Source organism: Mesorhizobium sp. Cs1321R2N1, assembly GCF_037179725.1.
Lineage (GTDB): Bacteria > Pseudomonadota > Alphaproteobacteria > Rhizobiales > Rhizobiaceae > Mesorhizobium > Mesorhizobium salmacidum.
Genome location: NZ_JAPYKP010000059.1, coordinates 1 through 24,414, shown reverse-complemented (window position 1 = coordinate 24,414; position 24,414 = coordinate 1). Strand labels below are relative to the sequence as shown.

At 64.1% G+C, this 24,414-nt stretch carries 19 protein-coding genes; 9 read left to right on the top strand and 10 right to left on the bottom strand.

The window, feature by feature from the left end; translation table 11 throughout:
• Positions 1–57: 57 nt before the first annotated feature.
• The 4 genes from O7A61_RS16740 to O7A61_RS16725 all read right to left on the bottom strand — a co-directional run bounded on the left by O7A61_RS16740 (position 58) and on the right by O7A61_RS16725 (position 7,962).
• The gene (locus O7A61_RS16740; RefSeq protein ID WP_337130753.1) at positions 58–1,584 is read right to left on the bottom strand and encodes an ABC-F family ATP-binding cassette domain-containing protein; all 1,527 of its coding nucleotides are present in this window, start codon (positions 1,582–1,584) and stop codon (positions 58–60) included.
• Between the two features lie 245 nt (positions 1,585–1,829).
• Positions 1,830–2,735 carry a DMT family transporter gene (locus tag O7A61_RS16735; RefSeq protein WP_337130752.1) on the bottom strand — a complete coding sequence of 302 codons (906 nt, stop codon included), beginning with the start codon at positions 2,733–2,735 and terminating at the stop codon, positions 1,830–1,832.
• A gap of 333 nt (positions 2,736–3,068) precedes the next feature.
• Positions 3,069–6,236, bottom strand: a complete 3,168-nt coding sequence (gene uvrB / locus O7A61_RS16730; RefSeq protein WP_337130751.1) for an excinuclease ABC subunit UvrB — start codon at positions 6,234–6,236, stop codon at positions 3,069–3,071.
• Positions 6,237–6,363: 127 nt separating this feature from the next.
• A complete protein-coding gene (locus tag O7A61_RS16725; RefSeq protein ID WP_337130750.1) occupies positions 6,364–7,962 on the bottom strand; it encodes a DUF2778 domain-containing protein in 1,599 nt (532 codons plus the stop codon).
• Positions 7,963–8,489: 527 nt separating this feature from the next.
• Between O7A61_RS16725 and O7A61_RS16720 the strand changes: the two genes are divergently transcribed.
• Genes O7A61_RS16720 through O7A61_RS16710 form a run of 3 tightly spaced genes read left to right on the top strand, consistent with a single transcriptional unit; the run spans position 8,490 to position 13,045 of the window.
• Positions 8,490–9,359: a protein-L-isoaspartate O-methyltransferase family protein gene (locus tag O7A61_RS16720; protein ID WP_337130749.1), complete on the top strand. Its 870-nt coding sequence runs from the start codon at positions 8,490–8,492 to the stop codon at positions 9,357–9,359.
• Positions 9,360–9,410: 51 nt separating this feature from the next.
• Entirely contained in the window at positions 9,411–12,113 is a 2,703-nt protein-coding gene (locus O7A61_RS16715) for a hypothetical protein (RefSeq protein WP_337130748.1), read from the top strand.
• Positions 12,113–13,045 (top strand): hypothetical protein, encoded by a 933-nt coding sequence (locus tag O7A61_RS16710; RefSeq protein ID WP_337130746.1) that lies wholly within the window; start codon positions 12,113–12,115, stop codon positions 13,043–13,045. The genes O7A61_RS16715 and O7A61_RS16710 overlap by 1 nt, the downstream gene beginning before the upstream one ends.
• Before the next feature lie 26 nt (positions 13,046–13,071).
• On the opposite strand, the gene O7A61_RS16705 is transcribed toward O7A61_RS16710, so the two are convergent.
• Positions 13,072–14,328, bottom strand: coding sequence for a hypothetical protein (locus tag O7A61_RS16705; RefSeq protein WP_337130745.1), 1,257 nt, complete (start codon positions 14,326–14,328; stop codon positions 13,072–13,074).
• A gap of 146 nt (positions 14,329–14,474) precedes the next feature.
• Between O7A61_RS16705 and O7A61_RS16700 the strand changes: the two genes are divergently transcribed.
• Positions 14,475–15,527 (top strand): CapA family protein, encoded by a 1,053-nt coding sequence (locus O7A61_RS16700; RefSeq protein WP_337130744.1) that lies wholly within the window; start codon positions 14,475–14,477, stop codon positions 15,525–15,527.
• A gap of 82 nt (positions 15,528–15,609) precedes the next feature.
• Positions 15,610–16,578 carry a hypothetical protein gene (locus O7A61_RS16695; RefSeq protein ID WP_337130743.1) on the top strand — a complete coding sequence of 323 codons (969 nt, stop codon included), beginning with the start codon at positions 15,610–15,612 and terminating at the stop codon, positions 16,576–16,578.
• Positions 16,579–16,593: 15 nt separating this feature from the next.
• Here O7A61_RS16695 and O7A61_RS16690 read toward each other — a convergent pair whose 3' ends face one another.
• Positions 16,594–17,085: a YegJ family protein gene (locus tag O7A61_RS16690; RefSeq protein ID WP_337130742.1), complete on the bottom strand. Its 492-nt coding sequence runs from the start codon at positions 17,083–17,085 to the stop codon at positions 16,594–16,596.
• A 433-nt stretch (positions 17,086–17,518) separates the two neighbouring features.
• On the opposite strand from O7A61_RS16690, the gene O7A61_RS16685 reads away from it, so the two are divergent.
• The 3 genes from O7A61_RS16685 to O7A61_RS16675 all read left to right on the top strand — a co-directional run bounded on the left by O7A61_RS16685 (position 17,519) and on the right by O7A61_RS16675 (position 20,200).
• On the top strand, positions 17,519–17,761 hold the full coding sequence (locus O7A61_RS16685; RefSeq protein ID WP_027143317.1) for a DUF1344 domain-containing protein: 243 nt from the start codon (positions 17,519–17,521) through the stop codon (positions 17,759–17,761).
• 171 nt (positions 17,762–17,932) lie between these two features.
• Positions 17,933–19,555, top strand: coding sequence for an FAD-binding oxidoreductase (locus tag O7A61_RS16680; RefSeq protein ID WP_337130741.1), 1,623 nt, complete (start codon positions 17,933–17,935; stop codon positions 19,553–19,555).
• Positions 19,556–19,573: 18 nt separating this feature from the next.
• A complete protein-coding gene (locus tag O7A61_RS16675; protein ID WP_337130740.1) occupies positions 19,574–20,200 on the top strand; it encodes a hypothetical protein in 627 nt (208 codons plus the stop codon).
• Between the two features lie 7 nt (positions 20,201–20,207).
• On the opposite strand, the gene O7A61_RS16670 is transcribed toward O7A61_RS16675, so the two are convergent.
• The 4 genes from O7A61_RS16670 to O7A61_RS16655 form a co-directional block, all read right to left on the bottom strand.
• Positions 20,208–20,729, bottom strand: coding sequence for a hypothetical protein (locus tag O7A61_RS16670; RefSeq protein WP_140504986.1), 522 nt, complete (start codon positions 20,727–20,729; stop codon positions 20,208–20,210).
• A 135-nt stretch (positions 20,730–20,864) separates the two neighbouring features.
• Positions 20,865–21,863, bottom strand: coding sequence for an alpha/beta fold hydrolase (locus O7A61_RS16665; RefSeq protein WP_337130739.1), 999 nt, complete (start codon positions 21,861–21,863; stop codon positions 20,865–20,867).
• A 15-nt stretch (positions 21,864–21,878) separates the two neighbouring features.
• A complete protein-coding gene (locus tag O7A61_RS16660) occupies positions 21,879–23,009 on the bottom strand; it encodes a hypothetical protein (protein WP_337130738.1) in 1,131 nt (376 codons plus the stop codon).
• Between the two features lie 6 nt (positions 23,010–23,015).
• The gene (locus O7A61_RS16655; RefSeq protein ID WP_027143311.1) at positions 23,016–23,450 is read right to left on the bottom strand and encodes a DUF4383 domain-containing protein; all 435 of its coding nucleotides are present in this window, start codon (positions 23,448–23,450) and stop codon (positions 23,016–23,018) included.
• 529 nt (positions 23,451–23,979) lie between these two features.
• On the opposite strand from O7A61_RS16655, the gene O7A61_RS32615 reads away from it, so the two are divergent.
• Positions 23,980–24,414, top strand: a 435-nt coding sequence (locus tag O7A61_RS32615; protein WP_442921082.1) for a diacylglycerol/lipid kinase family protein, incomplete at its 3' end; no start/stop codon positions are given.

Genomic DNA, 24,414 nt, shown 5'->3' with positions numbered 1-24,414 from the left:
AATCAAGAACCTGTAAGCGAATAATTTACAGGCATGGTGCTGCCGATCTCCCGCCCGTCATACCGCCCCTTCAGCCACCTCGCGGAAGAAATTCTCCGGATCCTCGACCTCGGTCAGCTTTCGCTTCTCGATCAGCCAGAAGCGGTTGCCGACAGCACGGATGAAGGAACGGTCGTGCGAGGCGAGCAGGCAGCTTGCCTGGTGCTTCAGCAACTCCTTCTCCAGCGCTTCCTGGCCGTCTATGTCGAGATGGTTGGTCGGCTCGTCGAGCAGATAGAAGTTGGGATTGGCGAGTCTCAGCGCCAGCATCATCAGCCGTGCCTTCTGGCCGCCCGACAGCACACCGATCCTGCGCTCCTGCATCTCGATGACCACGCCGGCGCCGGCAAGCAGCGAGCGGGCGCGCTGTTCGCCGACATCGTAACGGCGCGAGACCATCGCCAGCGGCGTGTCGTCGCCGCTGATTCCGGACAGCGCCTGGTCGCTGTAGCCGAGCACGGTCGACGGCGTCACTTTCACATTCCGCACCGTGTCCGGCTCGAGAATGGCGTTGCGGATCAAGGTGACGAAGCGCGACTTGCCGACGCCGTTGCGGCCGAGCAGCACGATGCGATCGCCCTGGCAGATGTGGCGCTTGCCGGTCCTGAACAGCAGCGTGCCGTCCGGCGTCTCGACCGCCGCGTCGTCGAGCGTGATCAGCACCTTGGCGTGCGTGCCGCGATTGGCGAGTTTGATCGCCCCCGCCGATTTCTCGCGATGCGCCGGATTGGCGGCCTCTTCGAGCTTTTCCGCGCGCTGGTTGAGCTGTTTGGTCTTGACGGTCAGCAGGTCGCTGCCGGAATTGATGCCGAGGTTGCTGAGCTTGGCCGCCTGCCGGCGCAATTGCTGGGCCACCTTCATGTCGCGCTGGAACTTTCGCTCAGTCGAGGCGTCAACCTCGTCCAGCGCATCCCTGGCCCGCGAATAGGGGAGAGAAAACACCGGCGACTGTTCCGGGCGCAGGAACAGCGTCCGGTTGGTGGTGGCGTCGAGGAAGGCTCGGTCATGGCTGGCGATGATGACCGGCACCTCGCGCGGCAGCGCGTTGAGCCAGGTTTCCAACTGGCTGATGCGGGCGAGGTCGAGATGGTTGGTAGGCTCGTCGAGCAGCAGCACGTCGGGATCGGTGACCCAGACGCGGGCGATCAGCGCCAGCCGCTGCCAGCCGCCGCTCAGCGCCTGCATCTCTCGCTCGCGCATTGGTTCGGGCACGTCGAACGAATCGAGAACAATATCGACGCGCCACATCTCGCTGTCGGCCTGCTCCGGCGGCAAGGCATCCGCCACCACCTGATAAAAGGTGCGGCCAAGCAGGGCAGGGGCAACGGACTGCTCGACATGACCGACACGCAGGCCGCGCGTGCGGGTGATGTCGCCCGTCGTCGGCTCCAGCTCGCCGGTCAGGCATTTGAGCAAGGTCGACTTGCCGCGGCCGTTGGCGGCAACGATGCCGAGCCGGTCGCCAGTGCCGATGCTGAGGTCGAGATTGGAAAAGAGCGGCGCACTCATGGTAACGCCGAGGGATTTGAGGCTGATCAGGGCCATGTTCGATTTCTCTGGTCTGTCCGGAAAATCCGGCTCGATGCACTTTGACGGTGCGCATGCCGGTCATCAGGCCAGGCGTTGCGGCACCACGAAGGGCAGACCAAAAAATCGAAGCGGGAAAAAACCCGGACCGTCCCTGGTCAGCCCTGCAAGCGAGCTCGCAGGGCGGAAATCGGGCCACGCTGATGATGGTGATCGAAAAACACGTTAGCCCTCCTTTCAAGACGTTCGAGTATGGGGACCGGTTAAACCAAAGGCGGGGCCGATGGCAAGGGCAAGGCTTCCAACCGGCGGGGAAACGGATCCAGCACCAGCACGCAGCCGGCGATGATCGCCACCGCGCCGAAACCCTGGATCATGGTCAGCGACTCGCCGAGCACAATCGTTCCGGCCAGCACGGCGATCGTGGTCACGGCGAATTCGACGCTGATCGTCCTGGTCGCGCCGATGCTGGCCACCAGCCGGAAATACACGACATAGGTCATTGCGCTCATCACGCAGGCCAGTGTCGCCAGATAGAGGAAGTCGACAGGGCGCGGCATTGCCGGCACCGGCACGGCGAGCAGCAGCGGCAGGGTCATCAGGCCGCCAAACAGGAAGGCGGCGCTGGTGAGTTCCAGCGAGCCGGCCGACCGCAAATGGCGATTGGCGTAGTTGCTGCCGAATGCCGCCGAGAAGGAACTGAACAGCGAGGCGGCACAGCCGACCGCAAAGGAAGCGGTGACCGGAACCGCGGGGAAACCGACCAGGACGATGATGCCGGCAGCGCCGAGCAGCAGCCCGGCAAGGCCGCGAACAGTGATGCGTTCGAGCCCCCAGAGCTGGCCGATGATCATCGAGAACAGCGGGATCGCGGCAACCAGGATGGCCGCCATCGCCGTGCCGATGCGCGGCGTGGCATAGGACAGGCCGATCAACTGCGCCGCGACCGTCGTTGCGCCGACCATGGCGAAATGCCGCCAGCCGGCGCTGAAATCCAGCCGTCGCCGGGTGGCGGCTGCAAGCAGAAAGAGCGTGATGCCGGCGATCAGCGCGCGCAAGGTGACCGCGCCGACCCAGCCAAAGGCATGCACCACCTTGAGCAGCACCAGGAAGGACAGTCCCCAGGTGACAGCCAGGAAGACGTAGGCGGCGATGTCTCTGGGTTTCATGGAGAGTTGCGTGCGCTCAGAGGCAGAATTGCAGCCGTGCGTATCGTTTCCGCCACTTGGCGGCAAGCGCGAGCGCATAGTCCAGAGGCTGTTCCGACTTTGACAAGCAGGATGTTAAGGTGCGGCGCGGGCGCGCGCTTTCCTTCTCCCCTTGTGGGAGAAGGTGGCCTCGCGAAGCGAGGTCGGATGAGGGGTGTTCCAGGGAATACCAACGCCTCACTCCGCTGGAACACCCCTCAACCGTCTCGGCGCTGCGCGCCGATCCACCGCCCTGGGCGAGTCACTGGCCTCGCCCGCCCTTCGGGCCCCACAAGGGGAGAAGGGAAGAGCGCTCTACTTTCCCGGTCTACCTGTCTTCCCCGGCCGGCGCTTTTCGCGGCGGGCGTCGCCTGGGTCCTCGTAAGAGCCGATGCCGGCGCGCTGACGGACGATTGGCTTATCGGTGTCGCCGCGATCCTTCGCGCCCCCCTCTGTCCTGCCGGACATCTTCCCCACGAGGGGGGAAATTGGCTGCGGCTTCGCCGGCACTTTTCCCTCTACCGGCTTCTCGGTACGGCGCACCGTCATCTCATCCAGAGAATTCTTCTTGAACAGCGGTTTGGCGGCGTCGCCCGGGATGCCGAAATCGGAGCCGTGCGCCTCTTCGGCCGACTGCTTCTTGAACAGCGAGCGCGACACCGCCCCTGACGGCGTCGGCATGTCGGTGCCAGGCCCCATATCGTCGAGGGAGGGCTTGGCGAACAGCGGCTTCTTCACCGGCACGGCGCCGTCGGCGCCCATCTCGTCGAGATCGGGCTTGCGGAAGAGGTTGGGCCTGGCGGCCTTGGCCGCCTCTTCGGCGGCGCGTGCCTGGTCGAGCTTGCGGAACCGCTCCTGTTCCTCCAACGTCCGATGCTTGGCCACGCCCTTGTTGTGCTTGCCCTTTTCGCGGCCCGAGGCCGGACTTTGGCCTTCCACCTCGCGCGCCAGCGGATCGTCGGAGATCGACAGTTCCATCTCGCGCAGCCGCTTGATTTCGTCGCGGATGCGGGCCGCCTTCTCGAAGTCGAGATTGGCGGCGGCATCGCGCATCTGTTTGTCCAGCGCGTCGAGATGGGCCTTAAAATTGTTGCCCATCATGGCGCCGGCGCCGTCGGTGAACTGCGAGATGTCGGCGCGGACGTGGTCCTTCTCGTAGACCGAATCCAGAATGTCGGAGATGCGCGACTTGACCGATTCCGGCGTGATGCCGTTGGCGGCGTTCCATTCTATCTGCTTTTCGCGGCGGCGATTGGTCTCGGCCATCGCCCGTTCCATCGAGCCGGTGACCTGGTCGGCGTAGAGGATGACCTTGCCGTCGACGTTGCGGGCGGCGCGGCCGATGGTCTGGATCAGCGAGGTTTCCGAACGCAAAAAACCTTCCTTGTCGGCATCGAGAATGGCGACGAAGCCGCATTCGGGAATGTCGAGGCCTTCGCGCAGCAGGTTGATGCCGACCAGCACGTCGAAGGCGCCAAGCCGCAAATCGCGCAGGATCTCGATGCGTTCCAGCGTGTCGATGTCGGAGTGCATGTAGCGAACGCGCACGCCCTGCTCGTGCAGATACTCGGTCAGATCCTCGGCCATGCGCTTGGTCAGCACGGTGACCAGCGTGCGGTAGCCGGCGGCGGTTGTCTCGCGGATTTCGCCGACGACGTCGTCGACCTGGCTCTTGGCCGGGCGCACCTCGACCGGCGGATCGATCAGCCCGGTCGGGCGGATGACCTGCTCGGCGAAGACGCCGCCGGCCTGTTCCATCTCCCAGCCGCCGGGCGTCGCCGACACGGCAACCGAGAGCGGCCGCATGGCGTCCCATTCCTCGAAGCGAAGCGGCCGGTTGTCCATGCAGGAGGGCAGGCGGAAACCATATTCGGCCAGCGTCGCCTTTCGCCGGAAGTCGCCGCGATACATGCCGCCGATCTGCGGCACGGTGACGTGGCTTTCGTCGATGAAAACCAGCGCGTTGTCGGGAATGTACTCGAACAGCGTCGGCGGCGGGTCACCCGGCTGGCGGCCGGTGAGGTAGCGCGAATAGTTCTCGATGCCGGCGCAGGAGCCGGTGGCTTCCAGCATTTCGAGGTCGAAGCGGCAGCGTTGTTCCAGCCGCTGTGCCTCCAGTAGCCGGCCGGCGCGCTCGAGCTCGACCAAGCGGTGCTTGAGCTCTTCCTTGATCGACTTGATCGCCTGGTTCAGCGTTGGGCGCGGCGTCACATAGTGTGAGTTGGCGTAGATCTTGACGCTCTTCAACTCGCCCGTCTTCTGGCCGGTCAGCGGGTCGAACTCGGTGATCGCCTCGATCTCGTCGCCGAACATCGAAATGCGCCAGGCGCGGTCTTCCAGGTGGGCCGGGAAGATTTCGATCGTGTCGCCACGCACGCGGAATGAGCCGCGCACGAAATTGATGTCCTGGCGCTTGTACTGCTGCGCGACGAGGTCGGCGAGCAGGGCGCGCTGATCGAGCCGGTCGCCGATCTGCATCTGGAAGGTCATCGCCGTGTAGGTCTCGACCGAGCCGATACCGTAGATGCAGGACACCGAGGCGACGATGATGACGTCGTCGCGCTCGAGCAGCGAGCGCGTCGCCGAATGGCGCATGCGGTCGATCTGCTCGTTGATCGAGGATTCCTTCTCGATGAAGGTGTCGGTGCGCGGAACGTAGGCTTCCGGCTGGTAGTAGTCGTAATAGGAGACGAAATACTCGACCGCGTTGTCGGGGAAGAATTTCTTGAACTCCGAATAGAGCTGCGCCGCCAGCGTCTTGTTGGGCGCCAGGATCAAAGCGGGCCGCTGCGTCTCCTCGATCACCTTGGCCATGGTGAAGGTTTTTCCGGAGCCGGTGACGCCGAGCAGCACCTGGGTGCGGTCGTTGTTGTCGACGCCCTCGACCAAATCCTTGATGGCGGTCGGCTGGTCGCCCGCCGGTTCGAAGTCCGACACCATCTTGATGGCGATGCCGCCTTCGGATTTCTCCGGCCGGGCAGGGCGGTGCGGTGTCCACAGCACCCCGTCCTTGTGCAGCGGATTGCCGGATTCGATCAGCGCCGAGAGCGCGGCCACCGTAGCGGTGACGCCACTGGACGACATCGTCTCGGCTTCTTCCAGCGAGATGTCGAGGCCGGCGACCGGATTAAGGCCGGCTGCCGTGCGTTCGCGGGCCGACGCGGCGCCGCCCATCGAGGTGCCGCGCGCGGTGCGGCCCGGCGCGGCGGAGCGCTCGGGTATCTTCTTCGGCGACTTGGCGCCGCCGCCTTTGCCCGTGGTGCGTCCTTCCCGTTCAGCCTCCTGCTCGATCTGCTCGGCCCAATCCGCGATCGAACCGGTCAGCGGCGTGCCCGACAGTTCTGCCTGCGGCATCTCGGCGAAGCCGCTCTTGTGCAGCGGCTCCGAGGCGTCGAGGAAATCGGTCAGCGGGCTGCGCCGCTTCGGCGCGGCGCGGTCTTCATTCGCCGTCGGCGGCGTTTTTTTATCGGGGGATTTGGCCATGTCCCGAATATGGGAGGTCTTGGCGAAAATGGAAAGAGCACGATGAAGGCAGGCGTGCCGCCGGCTGCGGCTCCTGACAGCAGGCTGTCAGGAGTGGCAGGTATGGCGCGCTTCCTGCTCGCAGGGGTCAGGCGCCGCTTCCGTTTGACGCCACGCGCGTCGGCGATCCATTCAGGCGCGGCACCACGACGAGCCGGGTGACCTTGCCCTTCTTGAAGGCGGCGAGGAAGCGCGCATAGTCCTTGAAGGCGACGCAACCGCTCGACTGGGCGTAGCGGCCCCGAAGCAGGTAGGTATGGGCCAGCAGGCCGTCGCGATTGTATTTGTTGCGGCCATCGACCGGTGTTAGGCGCAAGGCCTCCACACCGTGAAAGCGCGACTCGCGCAGCGACAGATTGTAGGTGTTGGGCGGTGTCGGTCCGCGGTTCTTCTGGTCGGCATAGCGCGGCTGGTCCGCCATGGCGCCTTTGCCCGAATGCGCCTCGAGCCTCGAGCCGTCAGGCATGTAGACGGTGCCGGCGCTGATGTCGTAGACGGCGACGCCGTTGCCTGCGCCACTCCCGCCGCGCGGGCCGCCGAACAGGTTCTTGAACGCCTGGCCGAGGCCGCCCGAAGGCGTGTCCGGCTTGGCATAGGCCAGCACGTCGCCACCATCGCGGGTACGGCCTCGCCGGGCCGGCTGCCTGGCTTGCTGGACGGGCTTCGGCTGGGGCGGCGGCTTCTGCTCCAAAGTCTTGGGCTGTGCGGCCGGCGTGTCCTCTTCCACCACCCTGGGCTGCTGCGGCGCGTCATATTGCGGGCGGCGGGTCGGCAGCGGCACGTCATCGGTGAGCGCATCCGGCAGCGAGGCGGCGTCGCCGGGCTGTTGCTGCTGTGTCTCGACGCGCGCAACCGCGACGTCGGGCGAGGATTCGGTCATCGGCAGCGGCGAGGCGAAGGCTTCGTCCTCGACAGGCATCGACTCGACCAGGGCAAGCGCCAGCTGCGCGTTGTCGGGCGTTTCCGATTGGGCAACGCCCATCGGCGCCGGCGCGGTCTGCACGACCGAACCCGTATCGGTGCGGGCGAAGCGTTCCGCCGCCGGAGCCGGCATGTCGTTGGACAGGCTGGCCATGACCTGTAGGGACGGCACGAGGGACGCCTCGGTGATCTGCGGGGCGGCGCTGGAAATCATGGGACGGGTGCTGGCCGTGGCCGCCGGCTTTCCCGCGCCGGCGAAGACAGCAGCGAGCTTCGTCGGCGACAGCGACGCTTCCATCAGTTCGAAGCGCTGCTGCGATTTCGATTTCGCCGGCGTTGGCTTGGCCTGCGCCACCAGGCGCCCGGATTTCTCCGCCTTGGAGGTTATCGCCGCCAGCTTGAAGCAGCTGGCGCCGCACTGTACGGCGTGGTCGTGCAGCGCTTGCGCGCCGCCATGGGCATTGGCTGTCACGAAGGGCGCCGAAGAGCTGAGGAAACGCTGTTTCAACGGATCGGCGAGAGCGAGCGTGCCCGGCATGGACAGCGTCTGTGGCAGGCCGATCGACGCCGTCGAGAGCGAGGCGCCGACGGAGCTGAGGCCGGCCATGGTGCCGATCAGCCATAGGCCGACGGCAGCGCTGACGCCCGGCACCGCGACCCAGCGGACAACGCGTTCAGGGGTGAAGGATGAGGCACGTGGCGCTTCGAAAGCGGTCTCGCCGCTCCAACGCCTGTCCCCGACAATTTTACGACTCAAGAACGCCATGCAACCAATCTTGCTCCAAGCGGCTCCCACGTCCGCGGCTGTGATAGCCGCGACGACCATTCTGTGAGTGATCCCAGGTGGTCCCCGACGCGTTTGCCGCGCCTGTCGCTAGTTGCCGATTGCTTCAAAATATGGACAAAGTTGGTTAACCAATCCCTCTCAAAACCAATGGAGAGACGTGGACTTTGTGCCGAAAAAAGGCTCGTCCACGACCATGCACGCGGTATTGCAGCCCTTCCAAGGCTGTTTTGCTGCCTGTTTTTGTCTGCTGAGTCAAGCAAAACAGCCTTCGCTAATCTTCGCAAAAGGTGGTTCGGGGCGATTCCCGCGGCAATGAGGCACGCCGACATGCGTCGGCCGCGCCGCTACTACGCCATCGGCTGCCTGCAAATACTGTTGCCGTCCTGCCACAATTCTGCGGCCTGAAGGATCGCCTCCCGGCGGCCGATTGACTCGTTTTGGGAGGCAGTGCAATCCGTCCAAGTGCTTGGTTTTAGGTGGCAAAGGCCACTTTTGGAGGCTTTTCCATGAAGCGTCGAGACTTCTTGGCGCTGTCGGCGGGAGCTGCGGCGTTTTCCATTCTTCCGGCCGCCGTCAAGGCCGCCGTGCCGGTTGCCTATGACCGCAATGCGGAGGTGCCGTTCAAGGACAAGAAATCATTCATCGACTGGATGGTGGCCAATCGCGGCGAGGATCCGAAGTTGCTGGCGGAGCGGTTCGATCGCTTCCAGATCATGGTCTACAACAAGGACGTGCTGGACGACCGCAACAAGCGCGCTTTCCTGCTGACGCCGCGCGAGGAGTTCGTGCTGCCGCAGAATATAGGCCGCGCCTATGATCATGCCTTCCTCGACATCGGTTATGGCGTGACGATTTCAGGCCCGCATCTGGTCGGGCGCATGACGACGTCCATCGACGTGCAGTTCGGCGAAGCCGTGCTCGAGATCGGCACCGGCTCGGGCTACCAGTCGGCCTACCTCGCCAACCTCACCGACAAGGTGCACACGATCGAGATCATCAATCCTCTGGCGCAGCGCACCCGCCGCACCTATGACGGGCTGATCGAGCGCGGCTACAGCGAGTTCGGCTCGGTCACCAGCCGCAATGCCGATGGCTATTATGGCTGGGAGAGCGTCGGCCCGTTCGACAAGATCATCGTCACCTGTGGCATCGACCACATCCCGCCGTCTCTCCTGCAGCAGCTCAAGCCCAACGGCGCGATGGTCATTCCGGTCGGTCCGCCGGGCGCCCAGCATGTGCTCAAGGTGATCAAGCAACAGCTTGCCGACGGCACGTTCAACATCGTCCGCTCGGACATCTACAACGGCAAGGTGGTGCCCTTCGTGCCCTTCACCAAGCTGGAAGGCAACCAGATCGTCGGTACGCATAACGGCTGAGTTGCCGCGCGGCGGCACCGGCCTTGCTGAATTTGGCACCAAGGGGCCTGCATGGCAGCCGTCGTATCGATCTCTCGACCAGGCATCGCCCCGCTGGAGGCGCCACGGCTTGCGCACTATCTCGCGGTCGGGCTGATCGCCGGAGCCATCATCGCCCTGCAGATCGCCGTCATGCGGGTGTTCGCCGTGGGCAGCTGGTCGCATTTCGGCTCGCTGGTGGTCAGCCTCGCCATGCTTGGTTTCTCCTTGTCCAGCGTCGTCATCTTCGCCGGCAAGGGCTGGTTCGACCGCCACTGGCAAGGCGCGGCGACAGTGGCCCTGCTGCTGATCGGCCCGCTCGCCGTCGGCTCCAACCTTGTCGCCCAGACGGTGCCGTTCAACGCCATCTTCCTGGTTTCCGATCCCCAGCAGAAATGGCGGCTGCTCGCCAATTTCCTGCTCTATCTCCTGCCGTTCCTGGCCGGCGCCTTCTTCCTCGGCATCGTCTTCCTGAAAAGCCGAACCGCCTTCGGCCGCGTCTATTTCGCCGACCTGACCGGCTCGGGGCTTGCCGGCCTCGTCGTGCTGGTGTCGCTGTATCTGTTCGCGCCTGAAACCATCATCGTCGTGCCGCTGCTTTTGTGGGCCGCCGGCTCGCTCTTGTGGTTCGCCGCGTTCGGCGCCTGGAAGAGTGTTGTCGCTGGTGCCGTGGTCGCGGCGCTGTCGATCGCCGGCTACCTCATGCTGCCTGGGCTCACAGGCATACCCGACATCGCCGTCTCGCAATACAAGGGCGTCGCCTATGCCCGTAACTTCCCTGACGGCAAGCGCATCTACCGCAGCGTCTCGCCGTTCGGCGATTTGCAGGTCTATGCCAGCTCCTACATGCATTTCGCGCCGGGCCTTAGCGACAACGCCGCTTTCGGCATGCCCGAGGTTCCGGCCAACACCTATGTCGGCATGTATCGCGACGGCGACGGGCCGGAAGGCATCATGCGCAACCTGGCGCCGGCCGAGCAGGTCTATTTCCGCTATCTGCCGATGCACTATCCCTATGTCATCAAGGAGAAACCCAAGACATTCGTCGTGCAGTTCGGCGGCGGCATCTCCACGCAGGCAGCGCTCAGTGCCGGTTCGACATCGGTGACCGTCGCCGAAAGCAACCCGATGACGTTGCGGGCGTTTCGCGATTCCGTGCTCAGGGACGTGACCGGCAATATTCTGGCCGAGCCGCGGATCAAGGTGATCGACTATGACGGGCGCCTGTTCCTCGCCAATACGGCGGAGCGCTACGACGTCATCGACCTCAGCCTTGCCGACAGCGTCGGCCTGTCCAATCCCGGCGGCTTCGCCATTTCGGAGAAATATGCCTACACGCGTGAGGCGATGCTGAGCTACATGCACGCGCTTGCCGATGGCGGCGTGCTGTCGATCACCTTGTGGAACAAGGAAGAGCCGCCGAAATCGGTGCTCAAGCTTTATTCGACCGTCGCCGAAGCGGCCAGAACCTTCGACCGCCAAGGTGCCGCCAACGATATCTTCGCCGTGTCGAGCTATCTCTCCACCACGACCGTGCTATTCAAGCGCGGCGGCTTCACCGAGGCCGAAATCAAGACGCTGCGCGACTACACCAAATCGATGTCCTGGGAGGAGGTCTACTATCCAGGAATAGTTTATGACGGCTCGGGGGCGCAAAAGGTACTCGATGATTACCGCGCCTCGATCTTCGGCAGCGGACAGGACGCGACGCTGACCCAGCCCGCCGATGCGTCAGCGCCTGCCGACCCCACCGCGCCTGCAAATCCTGACTGCGACCCGACGGCGCCTGCCGACCCGACACTCGATGCTTGTGCGGATGCCCGTGCCGATGCCGGTCCGCAGGTGCTGCCTGCGACCGCGTTGCAGCGCATGGCCTGGCACGCGCTTTTGACCGGCGGCTGGGAAAAGCTCGCCAACGATTATGTCTTCGACGCGCGTGCGCTGAGCAACGACCAACCCTATTTCGCCGCCTATGTGAAGGTCGCCGACCTGCCGCGCACGCTCGACCGGCTCGACCTGTTCCAGGACGACTGGGGCTATCTCCTGATCTGGGCGACGCTCGGCATTGCCTGCATCGCGGCGGCGTCGCTGGTGCTGCTGCCGGTTATCTTCGGCTGGCGCGTCGTGTTCTCGCGCTCGCGCGGCAAGCTCGGCACCATCCTGTATTTCGCCTGTCTCGGTCTCGGCTACATCATGGTCGAGGTCGGGCTGATCAGCCGCTTTACCGTGGCGCTGGCCAACCCGACCGTTTCGGCCTCGGTGCTGATCTCCTCGATGCTGGTGTTCTCCGGCCTCGGCAGCCTGTTCGCCGAGCGCATCTTCGACCGCGCCAGGACGCTGCTGCCGGTTGTGCTGCTGGCCATCTGTGCGCTGCTGCTGGTCTACGGGTTCTATCTGTCGCCCGTGCTCGACCGGATCGGCGCCTATCCCTATGCCGTGCGGCTGCTGCTCTGCTTCCTGCTGGTGTCGCCGCCGACCTTCCTGATGGGCATGCCGATGGCCACCGCGATGACCTGGCTGGCGCGGCTGGGCAAGGAGCATCTGTTCGTCTGGGCCTGGGGCATCAATGGCTGTTTCTCGGTCATCGGCTCGGCCGCCGTGCCCATCGTCACCACCAGCTTCGGGCTCAGCGCCGTGCTGCAATGGGCAGCGATGGCCTATGTCGTTGCCATCCCGGCGTTCTTTGCCGTGCTCCTGCCATCGAAGGCGCCCGCTCTCCGGGTGGTGCCCGCCTGATGCCGGACCGGCGCGCCATCGTCGCCGGACTGCTGGCCACGGTGGCGTTTCCGGCGGCAAGCCAGGGGGCGCGCTTGCACAAGGCGATCTCGACCATCGTGCCGTTCAAGGCGTCACCGTTTCCGTACCGGGGCAAGCTGCCCGACGGCTCCGGGCCGTTTCTCGACGTCGATGCGAACGGCCGCCACGGTCACACCTCGCCGCGCGGGGGAATCTATTGGGAAGACGAGACCTATTCCGATCGCTCGACACTGCTCGCGATTTCCAAAGGGTTCGATCCCGCCAGGCCTGCTGTCATCGTGGTGTTCTTCCACGGCAATGGCGCGACCTTGCAGCGCGACGTGGTCGGGCGCCAGCGGGTCGTCGCGCAGGTCGAGGCTTCAGGCCTCAACGCCGTGCTGGTGGCGCCGCAATTTGCCCGCGACGCGCAGGATTCCAGCGCCGGCAATTTCTGGACACCAGGCTATTTTGCCAAGTTCATGGCCGAGGCGGCGCAAGGCCTGGCCAAGCTGACCGGCGCCAAGGCGGCAAAATTCGAGGTCATGCCGGTGGTGATGGTCGCCTATAGCGGCGGCTACAATCCGGCCGCTTCCGTGCTCGGGAATGGCGACATCGGCGGACGCCTGCTCGGGGTCATCCTGCTCGACGCCGTGTTCGACGAGGCCGGCATCTTCGCCGACTGGATCGCGCATCACAGGAAGAGTTTCTTCGTCAGCGCCTATGGCAAATCATCGGCCTCCGGCAATGCCGAGATCAGGCGGTTGCTGGCGGGCCACGGTATAGACGCCAGTTCCGATCCGCCGCGCCGCCTCGAAGCCGGCACTGTCGCCCTGCTTGCATCGGACGCTGCGCACGACACCTTCGTCACGCGGGCCTTTGTCGGCAATCCACTGCAGTGGCTGCTGACCCGGCTGCACGGGTTCGCGCGCTGAGGCACCTCCATCGCCTCATTGCGCGCTCAGTTGAACCACAGCGCGAACGTCAAGAACCCGCCGCCGCCGAACTGGCGCTGGATCTGGTCGAAATCCTTGCTGGTCAGGATCTTGCCGGTTTCGAGGTAAGGGGCGATGCCGGGGCCGGTGATCGACAGAACGAGGTCGAAGGATTTTGGCTCGTCGAAGAAGCGCTTCATGTTGATGCCCTTGCCGGTGATGCGGAAATGCGGCAGCAGCGCGCGGCCTTCGAGCAGGTCCTCGGCCATGGTCAAGGCGGCGAGCCAGGCCTGGACCTGCTCCTCGCCGACTTCGAGGCCGGTGAGCGGGTTTTCGCCCTTCTGCTGCGGGCCGGGCAGCCATTCGCGGTCATTGTCGGTCTCGGCGCGGATCGCCTTCCAGTCCTCGCGCGACAGCCGGATCATTTCGAGCAGCTCCTGGCGCGCCGCCTTGCGACGCTCCGGCTCGATCACCGGCCAGTTGATCATGTGCACCATCGAGATGAAATCGGCGATGCGCCATTCCGAGGAGAAGATGCTCGAGCCCATCTCGCTTGGCGGCGGCACGAGGATGTCCTGCAACGGCAGCTTGGCGCGCGGAAAAAGCATGTGGAACGAGCCGTCGAACGTGCCCCTGAAATCATGCGCCAGCCAGAAATCGGCCTGCGCCATCAGGAACTCGGCATAGCCCTGCAGCCAATAGCCGTCGGCGCGATCGAAGCGGAAAGTGAGCGCCGGTGCGGCGCCGTCCGGCGCCATGCCGCCGTGCGACAGCGCGGCCATAATCGCCGCCATGCTTTCATCCGGCGCGATGGTGCCGTCCTCGTTGAGGTCGATACCGACATGGGTGAGGTCGATGACCATGCCGATATCGGCATCGGCCGGCACCGAACCCAGCGTCGCGGCGGATTTTCCCAGCCGGTCGCGGAACGCGACCAGTATGGCGCGGAACTCTTCGTAGGTCAGCGGCTCGGGTTTGGGATTGGGCGGCACGGGCAGCTGCATCAGCGGCAGCATGAAGGATTGCGGGCTCTCGAAACCATGGCGGTGCAGGCCGCTGGCCAGCAATTCCAGCGCCGTGAAGAATTCGCCGGCGCCGGCGGCATAGGCGGACGCCGGATCTTTCGGCGCGGCCGCTTCCAGGGTAGACAGCGCGGCGTCGCGCGCGGCCACGGTTTTTGCCTCGAACAAAGCGGTTGCCGCTTCCGGCATGGCGGCCGATGCGGACGACAGTGGCACGAGCAGAATGAAAGCCGATCCCAGCAGGCTTGCTATTCGCGTCATTTTTCCCTCCCATTTGTCGCCAGCGACCATACACGGATTTACGATGTCGCGCCTGTCGGTGCCGACACGCTGTCCACATCGTTGATTGCCGACGGCTTCAACCAGCCCGCTGGACAGTCTAGACAAGGCAAACGATTGGGCATTGCGTGTCGAACTATCCGCTCTCCTACAAACTGTCCTGGCTGCCGCATTTCCTGAAACCGTCGCTCGTCGGTGACGCCACCGGGTTTGCGCCGGCATCGGGGACGCTGATGGACCGGCCACCGAGACAGACGGTGCGGCTGGCCTTCATCGGCGATATCTCGGCGGTCGCCAATCGGAGCGCGCCCGACTGCGATCCGGCGATCAAGGCGCTGCTGGGCACCGCGGACCTGATCATCGGCAATTGTGAAAGTCCTGTTGTCGACAGGCCGAGCGCGGTACTGGGAACCAAGCTCGGTACGCATCACGCGATGAGCGAACGCTTTCTGGCCGAGGCGCTGGCAGCGGTCGGGATCGGGCGCGAAAAACTGGTGCTGTCGCTGGCCAACAATCATGTGTTCGACCAGGGCGTCGCCGGTTTCGACGCGACGGTGGCGGCGCTGAAGCAGCTCGATATCCGCACCATCGGTCTGGTCGCCAATGGTCCGATCGAACGTTTCGCGGCCGGGCCGCTCGCTCTCGGCTTCGCCGCTTTCACGCTCTGGCGCAACGCCGATGAGAGCTTGTTTGCCGGCCGCGTCTTGATGGAAGGCGATCCGGCGCGCTGGCCTGGTGAAGCGAGCGCAGGGGTCGATCTGCTTTGTGCCGTGCCGCATTGGGATTGGGAATTCCGCCATTTTCCGCGCGCCGGAACACGGGCGCTGGCGCGGCGGCTGGCCGGGCAGGGCGTGGGGCTGATCGCCGGCCATCATGCCCATGTCGTGCAGCCGGTGGAGCGGATCGGCGACGCGATCATCGCCTATGGGCTCGGTGATTTCCTCGGCACCGCTTTTGCCCGCCAGCCATGGCCGGGGCGGATCGGCGGGATTTTCGTCGTCGATGTGAGTGCTGACGCCGATACGCGCGGCAGGATCGCCGCCTACCGGCTGCATCCATTCATGCGGCTACGCGTGGGCGACCATGAGCGGCTGGTGTCGGTGGAGGAATTGGAGAGTTCGATAAGGGGAAAGGTCGAAGGGCGGCTGGGCGCAATCTTCCCTTCTCACAAAAGGGGATAAGGGATCACCGCTCTATCTGGCTGGCGTCATTCCTGCAAAAGCAGCTATCATAATGGCGCAAAGCGAGCTTCGGCAGCGGGGGATGGCAATGGAAAATTTCATGCCGGGCGCGGCCGACATCGCGGCCATCAAGAAGGACATCGAGACCTACGAAGCGACAAGGGCCTCGGTAGCACGCAGGGTCAAGTGGCGCGTGCCGTTGTTCGTTGGCCTGGTGGTCGTCTTCGTCGCGCTCATTGCCTGGCTGTTCAACAAGGTCGCCGATCCCAACGAGCAATGGTTCTCGACGCCGCATGTGTTTCTCTATGGCATCGGCTTGGTGGCTTCGAGCGTGCTCTACTTCCAGGCCATGAAACCGGCGACGCGGCTGCAGCAATCGTTCCGCGAGACGCTGCTGCCAATCATCTTCGGCTCCATTGTCGATATGCGTTATCAGCATGGAGGGAAGCCGAACTCTTTCGACCGGCTGCCACGCGAGGCGGTCGGTGCCTTCAACAAGCAGTCGTTCGACGATGTCGTTTCGGGCCGCTACGAAGAGTTTCCGTTCGAGCTTTACGAAGCAGAACTGCGAGTAGGGTCGGGCAAGGATTCATCGACAGTCTTCAAGGGTGTCATCGTCGCTTTCGAAGCGATCGAGCCGTTCCCGGGGGTATTGGTGGCGACGCGCCGGACCAATGCGGTCGTTGGCTTCTTCCGCGGCATGTTCGCCAGCAAGATGCAGGACTTGTCGTCCGGTGTGCCCGAACTCGACGCCGCCTATGAATTCCGCACCGACAACATCGAAGCGGCGCGGCCACTGGTGACCGGTCGCCTGGCGCAGGCACTGAAATGGCTGGGCGAAACCTGGCCGGACGATCCGGCCCGCGTTGCGCTGAACGGCGCAGACGGTTTCCTGCTGTTACCGCAAACGAAGAACTTCTTCGAACTGCCTGATATTTCGGTGCCGCTGGACTACCAGACCCATGTCGCGCCGATGATCTCGGATATGGGCGCCATGCTGGCGACGGCGGCCTTGGTGAGGAAGATCGGCGTGAGGGACGGTGCGATTTGATGGGCCGAAGCAGGCTCAGCAGTCGAAGCCGTATTTGCCGCGCATATAGTCCGCCTCTTCCTTGGACATTTTCTTGAACATCACACAGACGGTGAAGCTGCCGACCTGGTGGCCGTCCCTGGTGTATCCCCAGTCGGAAATATCGTCGCGCGTGAATTCGATATTCTGGCCGAGCACGACGTTGCGCACTTGCTCCGGTTCGTTCGCCAATATGCCGACGAATCCTGTTTCCGTGCGATGGAAGGGAATGACCCAGAAATGCTCGGAGACGTCGCCGTCCCGCACCTTGACCTTCAGCTTGAACCTGTCCGTGCCGGACGGAGGGGTTTCGGACAAGGCCAGGAATTCATCCAGGCCGGCGAGCGCCCGCGCGGTCGCCGCCGCCATGTCGGGATCATCAAGAGCAAACATGATCGTGCTGTCACCCGGATCGGCGCTTTGCGCGCCAGCCAGGCCCGGCAAGATCGCCAGCATCAGGGATAGGGTGGTCCGGACGGCGATTTTCATGGAAGTCCCCCTCTACGACAACGCGACACCATCCCGCATTCGCTTCGAGTTTGCAACCTGGGCGCGAAATTCGTCTCGGCCGGGTGGCAGGCCCGGGCCGGCGCACGACATAAAAGGTGTACCGACGAAAAATCGAAGTCCTGTTTCGTGATGCGCCGGGCAGGGATTGCGGCGGTGGCGTGATCGCCCCCGCGCCTGCCACAATCCGTCAAACGACTCTTTTCGTGCGGAGAAGAGCCTTCCATCAGCGCGGGAAAGCTATCGGCGCCGGAGGGCGTGGACGCTATTGTGTCGGAATTAAGCCGATGATTCCTTTGCGAAAATACACCCAACGTGATTTGCGGACAGTGCGCTTTCCGCCCAGTCTCGGGCCGTTCGGTGCTGCTCTCTCCCAAGCGGTGCCGGAAAACCGAAACAGCACGGAGTGCTATCCATGAAGAAGACCCTCGCAACCACCGCCGCTCTGCTCGCCTTCCTCGGCTCGGCCTATGCCGCGACCGTTCAGGGCACCATCCAGGCGGTCGATCCGACAACCAAGTCGGTCACCCTCGACGACGGCAAGATCTACCAGCTGTCGCCCGATGCGTCGGTCGGGAAACTGAAGGTCGGCGCCAAGGTGGCGGTGACCGTCGACGACAAGACCGGCATGGTGACGTCGATCAAGAAGGCTTCATAGCGACTCCTGACCGGACTTTTGAGACCCTGCTCCAATCTGGCCGGTTCCTTCGGGGACCGGCCATTTTCATTACCTTGGGCACTCGACGACGGTGGTGAAGCGCCGTTCCGGCAGCGCCGCTATGGTTTTTGCCAAAAGGCCGCGCTATTCCTTGGCTGACGGGGAATCTGCATGGCCGAGGAACAAAAGGGATTTCGCCTGTCGCGGCGGCTGCTGCTGGGGGCGGCTGTTTTCGGCGGCGCGGTGCTGTGGGGTGGTACCACCGTGGCGCGGCTGGCGCGAGGCCCGTCAGGGCCGAAGAACACCGGACGCATCGCCGATATCGACGGCATCGCGCTGCCGCTGAAGCCGATCGCCAGCCCGCCGGCCTTCGAACCGTCGCTGCCCTGGCTGGCAAAAGGCGGCGACATTAACGACGCCAGCGGCCTGTCGAGGACGCCGGTCTATGGCGTGGTCGAGGTCAGCGAGGAAGAGCACATCGCCAGGGCGCTGGCCTTCGCGCGCGCCACCGGGCTGAAAGTGTCGCTGGCGGCGATCCGCCATTCGATGGGCGGGCATGCTTTCGACGACAATGCGTTGGTTCTCGACCTCAGAAAGTTCAACAAGGTCACGGTGGACGCCGTGGCCAAGACAATGACCTTGCAGCCGGGCGCGTGCTGGCACGACATCCAGAACATGCTGCATCCGCGCTTCGCCGTGAAGGCGATGCAGTCGACCGACATCTTTTCGGTCGGCGGCTCGCTGTCGGTGAACGCGCATGGCATGGACCACCAGGCGGGCTCTGTGGCCGGCTCGATCCGCTCGATGCGGGTGATGCTGGCCGACGGTGCGGTGACCACCTGCTCGCCAGCCGACAACAGCGAGCTGTTCCGCCATGTCGTCGGCGGCTACGGCCTGTTCGGCGTGGTGCTGGAGGCAACGCTCGATATTGTCGACAATGTCGTCTACCGCACCTCGCGCGAGATCATCAAATCCGACGATTTCCCGAAATTCTTTGCCGAGGTGCTGGAGCCGAACAAGGATATCGGCCTGTTCTACGGCCATCTGTCGACGGCGCCGGGCAATTTCCTCGAGGATATGATCGTCTACCGCTACGATAAGGTGGCGGAGCAGCCGCCGGCCGACCAGCCGGCGCTCGGCGAACCCGATGGCGTCGGCCTGAAGCGGGTGATCATGAACATGGCCAAATGGGGCAGTGCGTTCCAGGAACTGAAATGGTTCACCGAAAAGACGCTGGAGCCGAAATTCGAGAGCTGCACGGTGCCGCGTACCTCCGCGCTTGCCGAGGGCGAGGCCTGTCTCGTCACCCGCAACAACCCGATGCACGATTCGGTCCCGTATCTGTTCAACGACCTCATGGGCGAGACCGACATACTGCACGAATATTTTATTCCTCGCGCCGCCTATGTCGAATTCATCGCGGAAGCGCGCGAGATCCTGCGCAACCAGGATCTGCCGGTGCTCAACGCCTCGGTGCGCATCGTCCACAAGGAGGACGTGGCGCTGACCTATGCGCCGGAGCCGGCCTATTCGCTGGTGCTCTATATCAACCAGCCCGCCGATGCCGATGGCAATACCAGGATGCGCGCGCTGACGCGGGCCCTCATCGACGTAACGATCAAGCATGGCGGGCGGTTCTTCCTGCCCTACCAGTTGCACTATACGGCCAAGGAGCTGCTGGCGTCCTATCCCGAGCTGCCGGCTTTCCTGGCGGCAAAGCGCCACTATGACCCGACGGAACTGTTTTCCTCGACCTTCTACCGTGCCATCAAGGCGCTGAGCGGGACGGCTTAGCAGTCAGAGGAGAATTCCATGCGGATGGGATCAGCGGCGGCGGTGCTCGCCTTCGTCGCACTTTGCCCCGGACCGGCCGGCGCTGAAGACCTGAAAGCCTTCAGGCTGACGATCGACGGCAAGGCGGTTGATATCGATGCCGGCGAGAGCGCCCATGTGACGTTGCCGGACGGCAAACAGGTCGAAGTGAAGCTCGACAAGAACGATTTCGCGACCTTTTCCGGCGACAGTTTCTCCTTCAACCATCCGAGCGGCATTTCGGTGACCAAGACCGATCTCGGCGAGAACATCACGCAATATCTGATGGCCTCGGCGCTGGGCACGATCGTCGTGGTGCAGGAATACGGCAAGATGAACCCGGTGTCGCTGAACCAGCTGATGCTGCAGGAGATGAAGAAGGAATCGGTCAAGGCGGGTGCCAAGCTGACGCAGCAGCCGACGACGCGCAAGCTCGCGGACGGCAAGGAATTGACCGGCATCACCGCCGAGGTGAAGACCCGCACCGACACCGCTTATTTCGAGATCGTCGGCTACGGTCTCGCCGACCAGGGACTGCTGTTCATCACGCGCGTCGCGGGCGAGGACGCGGCGACCGAGAAGCCGCTGATCGACAAGTTCTGGCAGAGCCTGAAGCTGAAGATGTAGGCGAGGCCTATAGCTTGCCCGGCACCAGGCCGGCCAGCCAGTTCACGGAGCGCTTTGCCGCGTCGGCGGTTGCCGAGACGGCGCGGCCGAGATCGGTCTTGACCACGGCGTAGCCATTCTTCGTGCGATAGAGCACGCCGGTGCCGCCATCGACCACCTGTTCATAGGCGACGGGGCGCGCAGCGGCCGCGTCCAGGGCCGTCGTGGGCGATCCGACCGGGACGCTCGGCCGATGGCTGAGCTCCGGCGGCAGCGGGCTTTCCGTTCTGACGATCCGGCTGGCGGGCTTCAGTTCCGGGCCCGACGCGATCGCGGCCAGGTGCGAAGAGGACGCCGAACCTTTCGCGCGACAGATGCCGGACACCAGCGGATAGTTGAAATTGCGCTCGTGCAGGATCTGGCTTTTCATCGCGGCTTCGCAATCGGCGATGGTCGACCACTTGGCCGGCGTCTCGCCGATATATTCGCACAGCTTGGCGTCGCAGTCGCAGCCGACGATGGTCATGGCGACAAGGGCGGTCTTGATCACAGTCTCGTCCCTTCGAGATGCCCCCCGGCAGCCCAGTCAGGCGCATGTCGCGTTCCAGGCGACATGCATTCTCCATTGCGCGCGAACAAGGCGGGATTTTGGCTTCGGCCGTGGAATGTGCATGGCGGCGCGTGCCTACCCGGTGCCCGGCAAGGTCCGTTTGAGGAAATTAGCGATCAGCCGCACCACGTCGTGCGGGCGCTCGACCTGCGGGATGTGGTTGACGCCATCGAGGACGGTCAGTTCGGCGTGTGGAAACAGCGAGACGATCTCTTCGCCCTGGGCCAGCGGCGTGGTCGAATCCTCTCGTCCCCAGATGACGAGAACCGGCGGTGTGAAGGCGCGATAATTCGCCTTGTCGGCGGCAAGCGATTTCCGCTCGTCATTGTAGAGGCCGCTGAACAGCCAATGACCAACGGCATTGGTGGTGCCCCTGACGTTCAGCGGGCGCGTGTAGATGGCGATGCGCTCCGCCGTGACGAGATCGTCGTTCTCGATGAAGCGGCGCAAGCCGAACCCGGTCATGAGCGGATTGGTGAAGGTCGAGGCAGTCAGGAGCTGGCGTGGCCAGTCCCTTTTCAGGAGGGACGCGAACGGCGGGGCTGAAGCCTCGGTCTGGCCGAGGCCAATCGCCACGTCGAGCAGGATCAGCGCATCGATGCGATTCGGAGCCGAGAAGGCGGCTTCGATCACGCCGCCACCACCATAAGAGTGGACGCCGACGCTGAAATGCCGAAGGCCGAGCGCGTCGGCAAAGCCAAGGACACGCCTGGCGTGAGCGGCGCGCGAATAGTCCTGGTCGGCCGGTCTTTCCGAATAACCGAAGGGCGGCATGTCGACGGCGATTACGCGGAAGCCCTGTTCACCCAGGGGCGCCGCGATATCGCGGTAGGTCTCGGCCCAGGAAGCCGTGCCGTGGAACAGAAGCAGCGGCGGCCCGTCCGGTGGTCCCCAGACCTGGTAGTGCATCTTCAGCCCGTCGACCGTCGCGAACAATGCTCCCGCCGGAGCCGCTTCCTGCGGCGACAGGGTCTCGCGAAAAGCCGCCGCGCCGCGAAAGCCGACGAGCGCCACCATGACCAGCACGACCAGCGTGAGCGCGAGCCAGCCGACAATCCGGATCAGTCGACGCATGGCAGGACTGTCGCCTCAATAGTCGTAGACGTGTTCGAGCCTGGCGCCGGCCTTCATCAGCGACGGCAACACCAGATGCAGCTTGCGCACGGCCACGACCATGCCGGTGCGGCGCGTCGAGGAATCCGCCGGGAGCGGATAGCTGAACAGGATGCGCATGCCTTCGGGGACGGCGATCGAATCGGTTGACAGCACCGTGACCATGATCTCGTCATTGCCACCGATCTCGACGAAGGAGACACCCTTGTCGATCAGCCGCGGGATCATGTCGGTGAAGACCTGATAGCGCTTGGTGACGAAGATGGTGCCGTCCGGGCCCAGGTCCCGTTCCAGCAAGGTGTCGGGCTCGTCGCGGGTGGCCTCGCCGACCGGCCCCTTTGCCCAGACATGGACATCGAGGAAGGCCGGGTCGGAAGTCGCGGCAAGCGCCTTCTTGATAAGGTCGGCATAGCCTTGCTTGATGGTGTCGGCGAGGCCGAAGGCGAGCTTGCGTTCGCTGGTGCGAATGGAACTGTCACCAGGCGCCGGCTGCACGGCGAACAGCCCGGCGCGCTTTTGCGCATAAGGAAACTGGTACCACGGCACCTGGTCGAGAAAGCCTGCATAATCCGCCGCCACCTTGGCCTGGTAGATGTCGGCGGCGGTACGCTTGCCCGATGCCGCCTCGGTGATGCGGCCGACCGTGTTTTCATAGGCCCATTGCAGGATATGCTCGATCGAGTGGCTGGTGCCGATGATGACCAGCATCTGGTGGTTGGCATAGTTGAACTTATAGGCGGAACTGGCGCGCATCACCGTCGCGTAATCCTGCCAGAAGCGGCCGACATAGGACCAATAGGGAAAGCCGCTCGGCTGGTCCTTGGCGACGAACCCGGCATATTCGCGCGCGGCGTAGACGATCGCCCATTCCGGATAGGTGAGGAAGGTCGATTCCTCCGGCCGCTGGTAGCCGGGGATCTCGGCGCGCACCTTGTCGGCCAGCGCCTTGGGCGGCGCGCCGTCGGCAATACCGGGCAGCGGTGTCCTGTCGAGCGACGGCGTCGTCAGGAAGCCATAAGCGAGCCCAGCGATCGGGATCAGGACAACGATGACGATCAGCCAGAGGATCGCCTTGATGATGCGCTTTATCAAGCGGAACAGGGCCATGGCCGGTCAGGCCGTGGCGAAGTGGTCGTAGATGCGCTTCGACAGCCAGAAGCCGATATAGACGGCGATGCCGCCGATGACGATATGCGGCAGATTGGCGAAGAAGCGGGTGGGGAATTCAATGTCGTTGAGGGAGCGGAAGCCGTTGATGAAGATGCCGGCATCGAGGCAGCCGGAGCCGGTGATCAGCCCGAGCACGCCGTCGAACAGATAGACCGAGCCGAACAGCTTGAAATAGAACACCGCCTGGCGATGCGAGATGAAGGCGGCGGCCAGCGCCCAGACGCCGGAAAAGGCATGCAGCAGGTCGTCATACCATTGCAGCGAGAACAGGCCGAACAGATTGCCGTCGGCATCGTTGAAGGCCGGAATGTAGCCGATGGCCACGACCGCGAAGAACAGGAAGGCGTAGGCGACGGCAAGCTTCTGGATCAATGTCATGAAGTATCCCCCTTCAATTGACGTCGAACGTTAGCTGATTTTGTTTCCGGTTGCAGCCCCAACCGGAAACACCGCAACAATTGTGTGGGAGAGCCAAAAGACAGTCGGCGCCGGGATTTCTCCCAGCGCCTCCCTGTCAGATCAGGACACGGTCGCGGCAGCAACTTCCATAAAGTCGTCGCGCCATGCCGGCCTTGATTTTGACGGTCCTGCCAGAAGCCGCCCGAGGGCGACGTCCGTTCCAGACCACGCCGGTCTTGGCCCTTGCGGGCTTTGCCCTGCGTGCCATCGAAGGTTTTTGCCGTCCTTCATGGCAGCATCGGTCCGCCGTCGGCGTTGGCACGCTTTCCGCGGCCCCGTAGGTCTCGGCTTCCGTCCCTCGAACAGGCAAGCCTGCTCTCGCTTGGGGCCGTACGGGCCTCAGGAAATCCGCCTTTCACTTCGCCTTTCGGCTTGATGATCGGTAGCCGCCTGAGATGGGTTGAACTTACGCCGGGTAAGGGGTTTGGGGAATGGCCGCGCCCTGTGGATAGCGGGATTATCGGGGACCGATGCCAGAAGCCAAGGAAATTCAGGCGCGAACGCCTTAGACAGCCTGCCCCGCCTTTCGGCGAACGAACCGACGGTGCCCCCTTGCCCTGCCGACAGGCGCGGGTTTCAATGCCGGCTAAGATCGGGGCCGGCAAAAGGACCGGGGCCGGCCGGCAAAAGATCGGGCGCGGCATGTCCGGCGCCTTCCGGGGGAGGATGCATAGTGAAGGTCGGGGTGGTGCTCAATCCGATTGCCGGTGGCGGCCGGCTGAAACGGCATTGGCCCGATGTCGCCGCCGCGCTGAAAAAGCACTTCGGCGATTTCGAACTGCGCGAGACGCAGGCCGAGGGCGACGCCGAGCGGCTGGCGCTCGATCTCGCGGCAAACGGCTTCGACCTGCTGATCGCGGCCGGCGGCGACGGCACGGCCAGC

Coding starts and splice junctions, on each gene's coding strand:
- O7A61_RS16655 (WP_027143311.1), bottom strand. CDS start 23,450: ATGACATTGATCCAGAAGCTTGCCGTCGCCTACGCCTTCCTGTTCTTC.
- O7A61_RS16690 (WP_337130742.1), bottom strand. CDS start 17,085: ATGAAAATCGCCGTCCGGACCACCCTATCCCTGATGCTGGCGATCTTG.
- O7A61_RS16695 (WP_337130743.1), top strand. CDS start 15,610: ATGGCAATGGAAAATTTCATGCCGGGCGCGGCCGACATCGCGGCCATC.
- O7A61_RS16715 (WP_337130748.1), top strand. CDS start 9,411: ATGGCAGCCGTCGTATCGATCTCTCGACCAGGCATCGCCCCGCTGGAG.
- O7A61_RS16675 (WP_337130740.1), top strand. CDS start 19,574: ATGCGGATGGGATCAGCGGCGGCGGTGCTCGCCTTCGTCGCACTTTGC.
- O7A61_RS16735 (WP_337130752.1), bottom strand. CDS start 2,735: ATGAAACCCAGAGACATCGCCGCCTACGTCTTCCTGGCTGTCACCTGG.
- uvrB (WP_337130751.1), bottom strand. CDS start 6,236: ATGGCCAAATCCCCCGATAAAAAAACGCCGCCGACGGCGAATGAAGAC.
- O7A61_RS16720 (WP_337130749.1), top strand. CDS start 8,490: ATGAAGCGTCGAGACTTCTTGGCGCTGTCGGCGGGAGCTGCGGCGTTT.
- O7A61_RS16705 (WP_337130745.1), bottom strand. CDS start 14,328: ATGACGCGAATAGCAAGCCTGCTGGGATCGGCTTTCATTCTGCTCGTG.
- O7A61_RS16665 (WP_337130739.1), bottom strand. CDS start 21,863: ATGCGTCGACTGATCCGGATTGTCGGCTGGCTCGCGCTCACGCTGGTC.
- O7A61_RS16680 (WP_337130741.1), top strand. CDS start 17,933: ATGGCCGAGGAACAAAAGGGATTTCGCCTGTCGCGGCGGCTGCTGCTG.
- O7A61_RS16710 (WP_337130746.1), top strand. CDS start 12,113: ATGCCGGACCGGCGCGCCATCGTCGCCGGACTGCTGGCCACGGTGGCG.
- O7A61_RS16740 (WP_337130753.1), bottom strand. CDS start 1,584: ATGGCCCTGATCAGCCTCAAATCCCTCGGCGTTACCATGAGTGCGCCG.
- O7A61_RS16660 (WP_337130738.1), bottom strand. CDS start 23,009: ATGGCCCTGTTCCGCTTGATAAAGCGCATCATCAAGGCGATCCTCTGG.
- O7A61_RS16685 (WP_027143317.1), top strand. CDS start 17,519: ATGAAGAAGACCCTCGCAACCACCGCCGCTCTGCTCGCCTTCCTCGGC.
- O7A61_RS16725 (WP_337130750.1), bottom strand. CDS start 7,962: ATGGCGTTCTTGAGTCGTAAAATTGTCGGGGACAGGCGTTGGAGCGGC.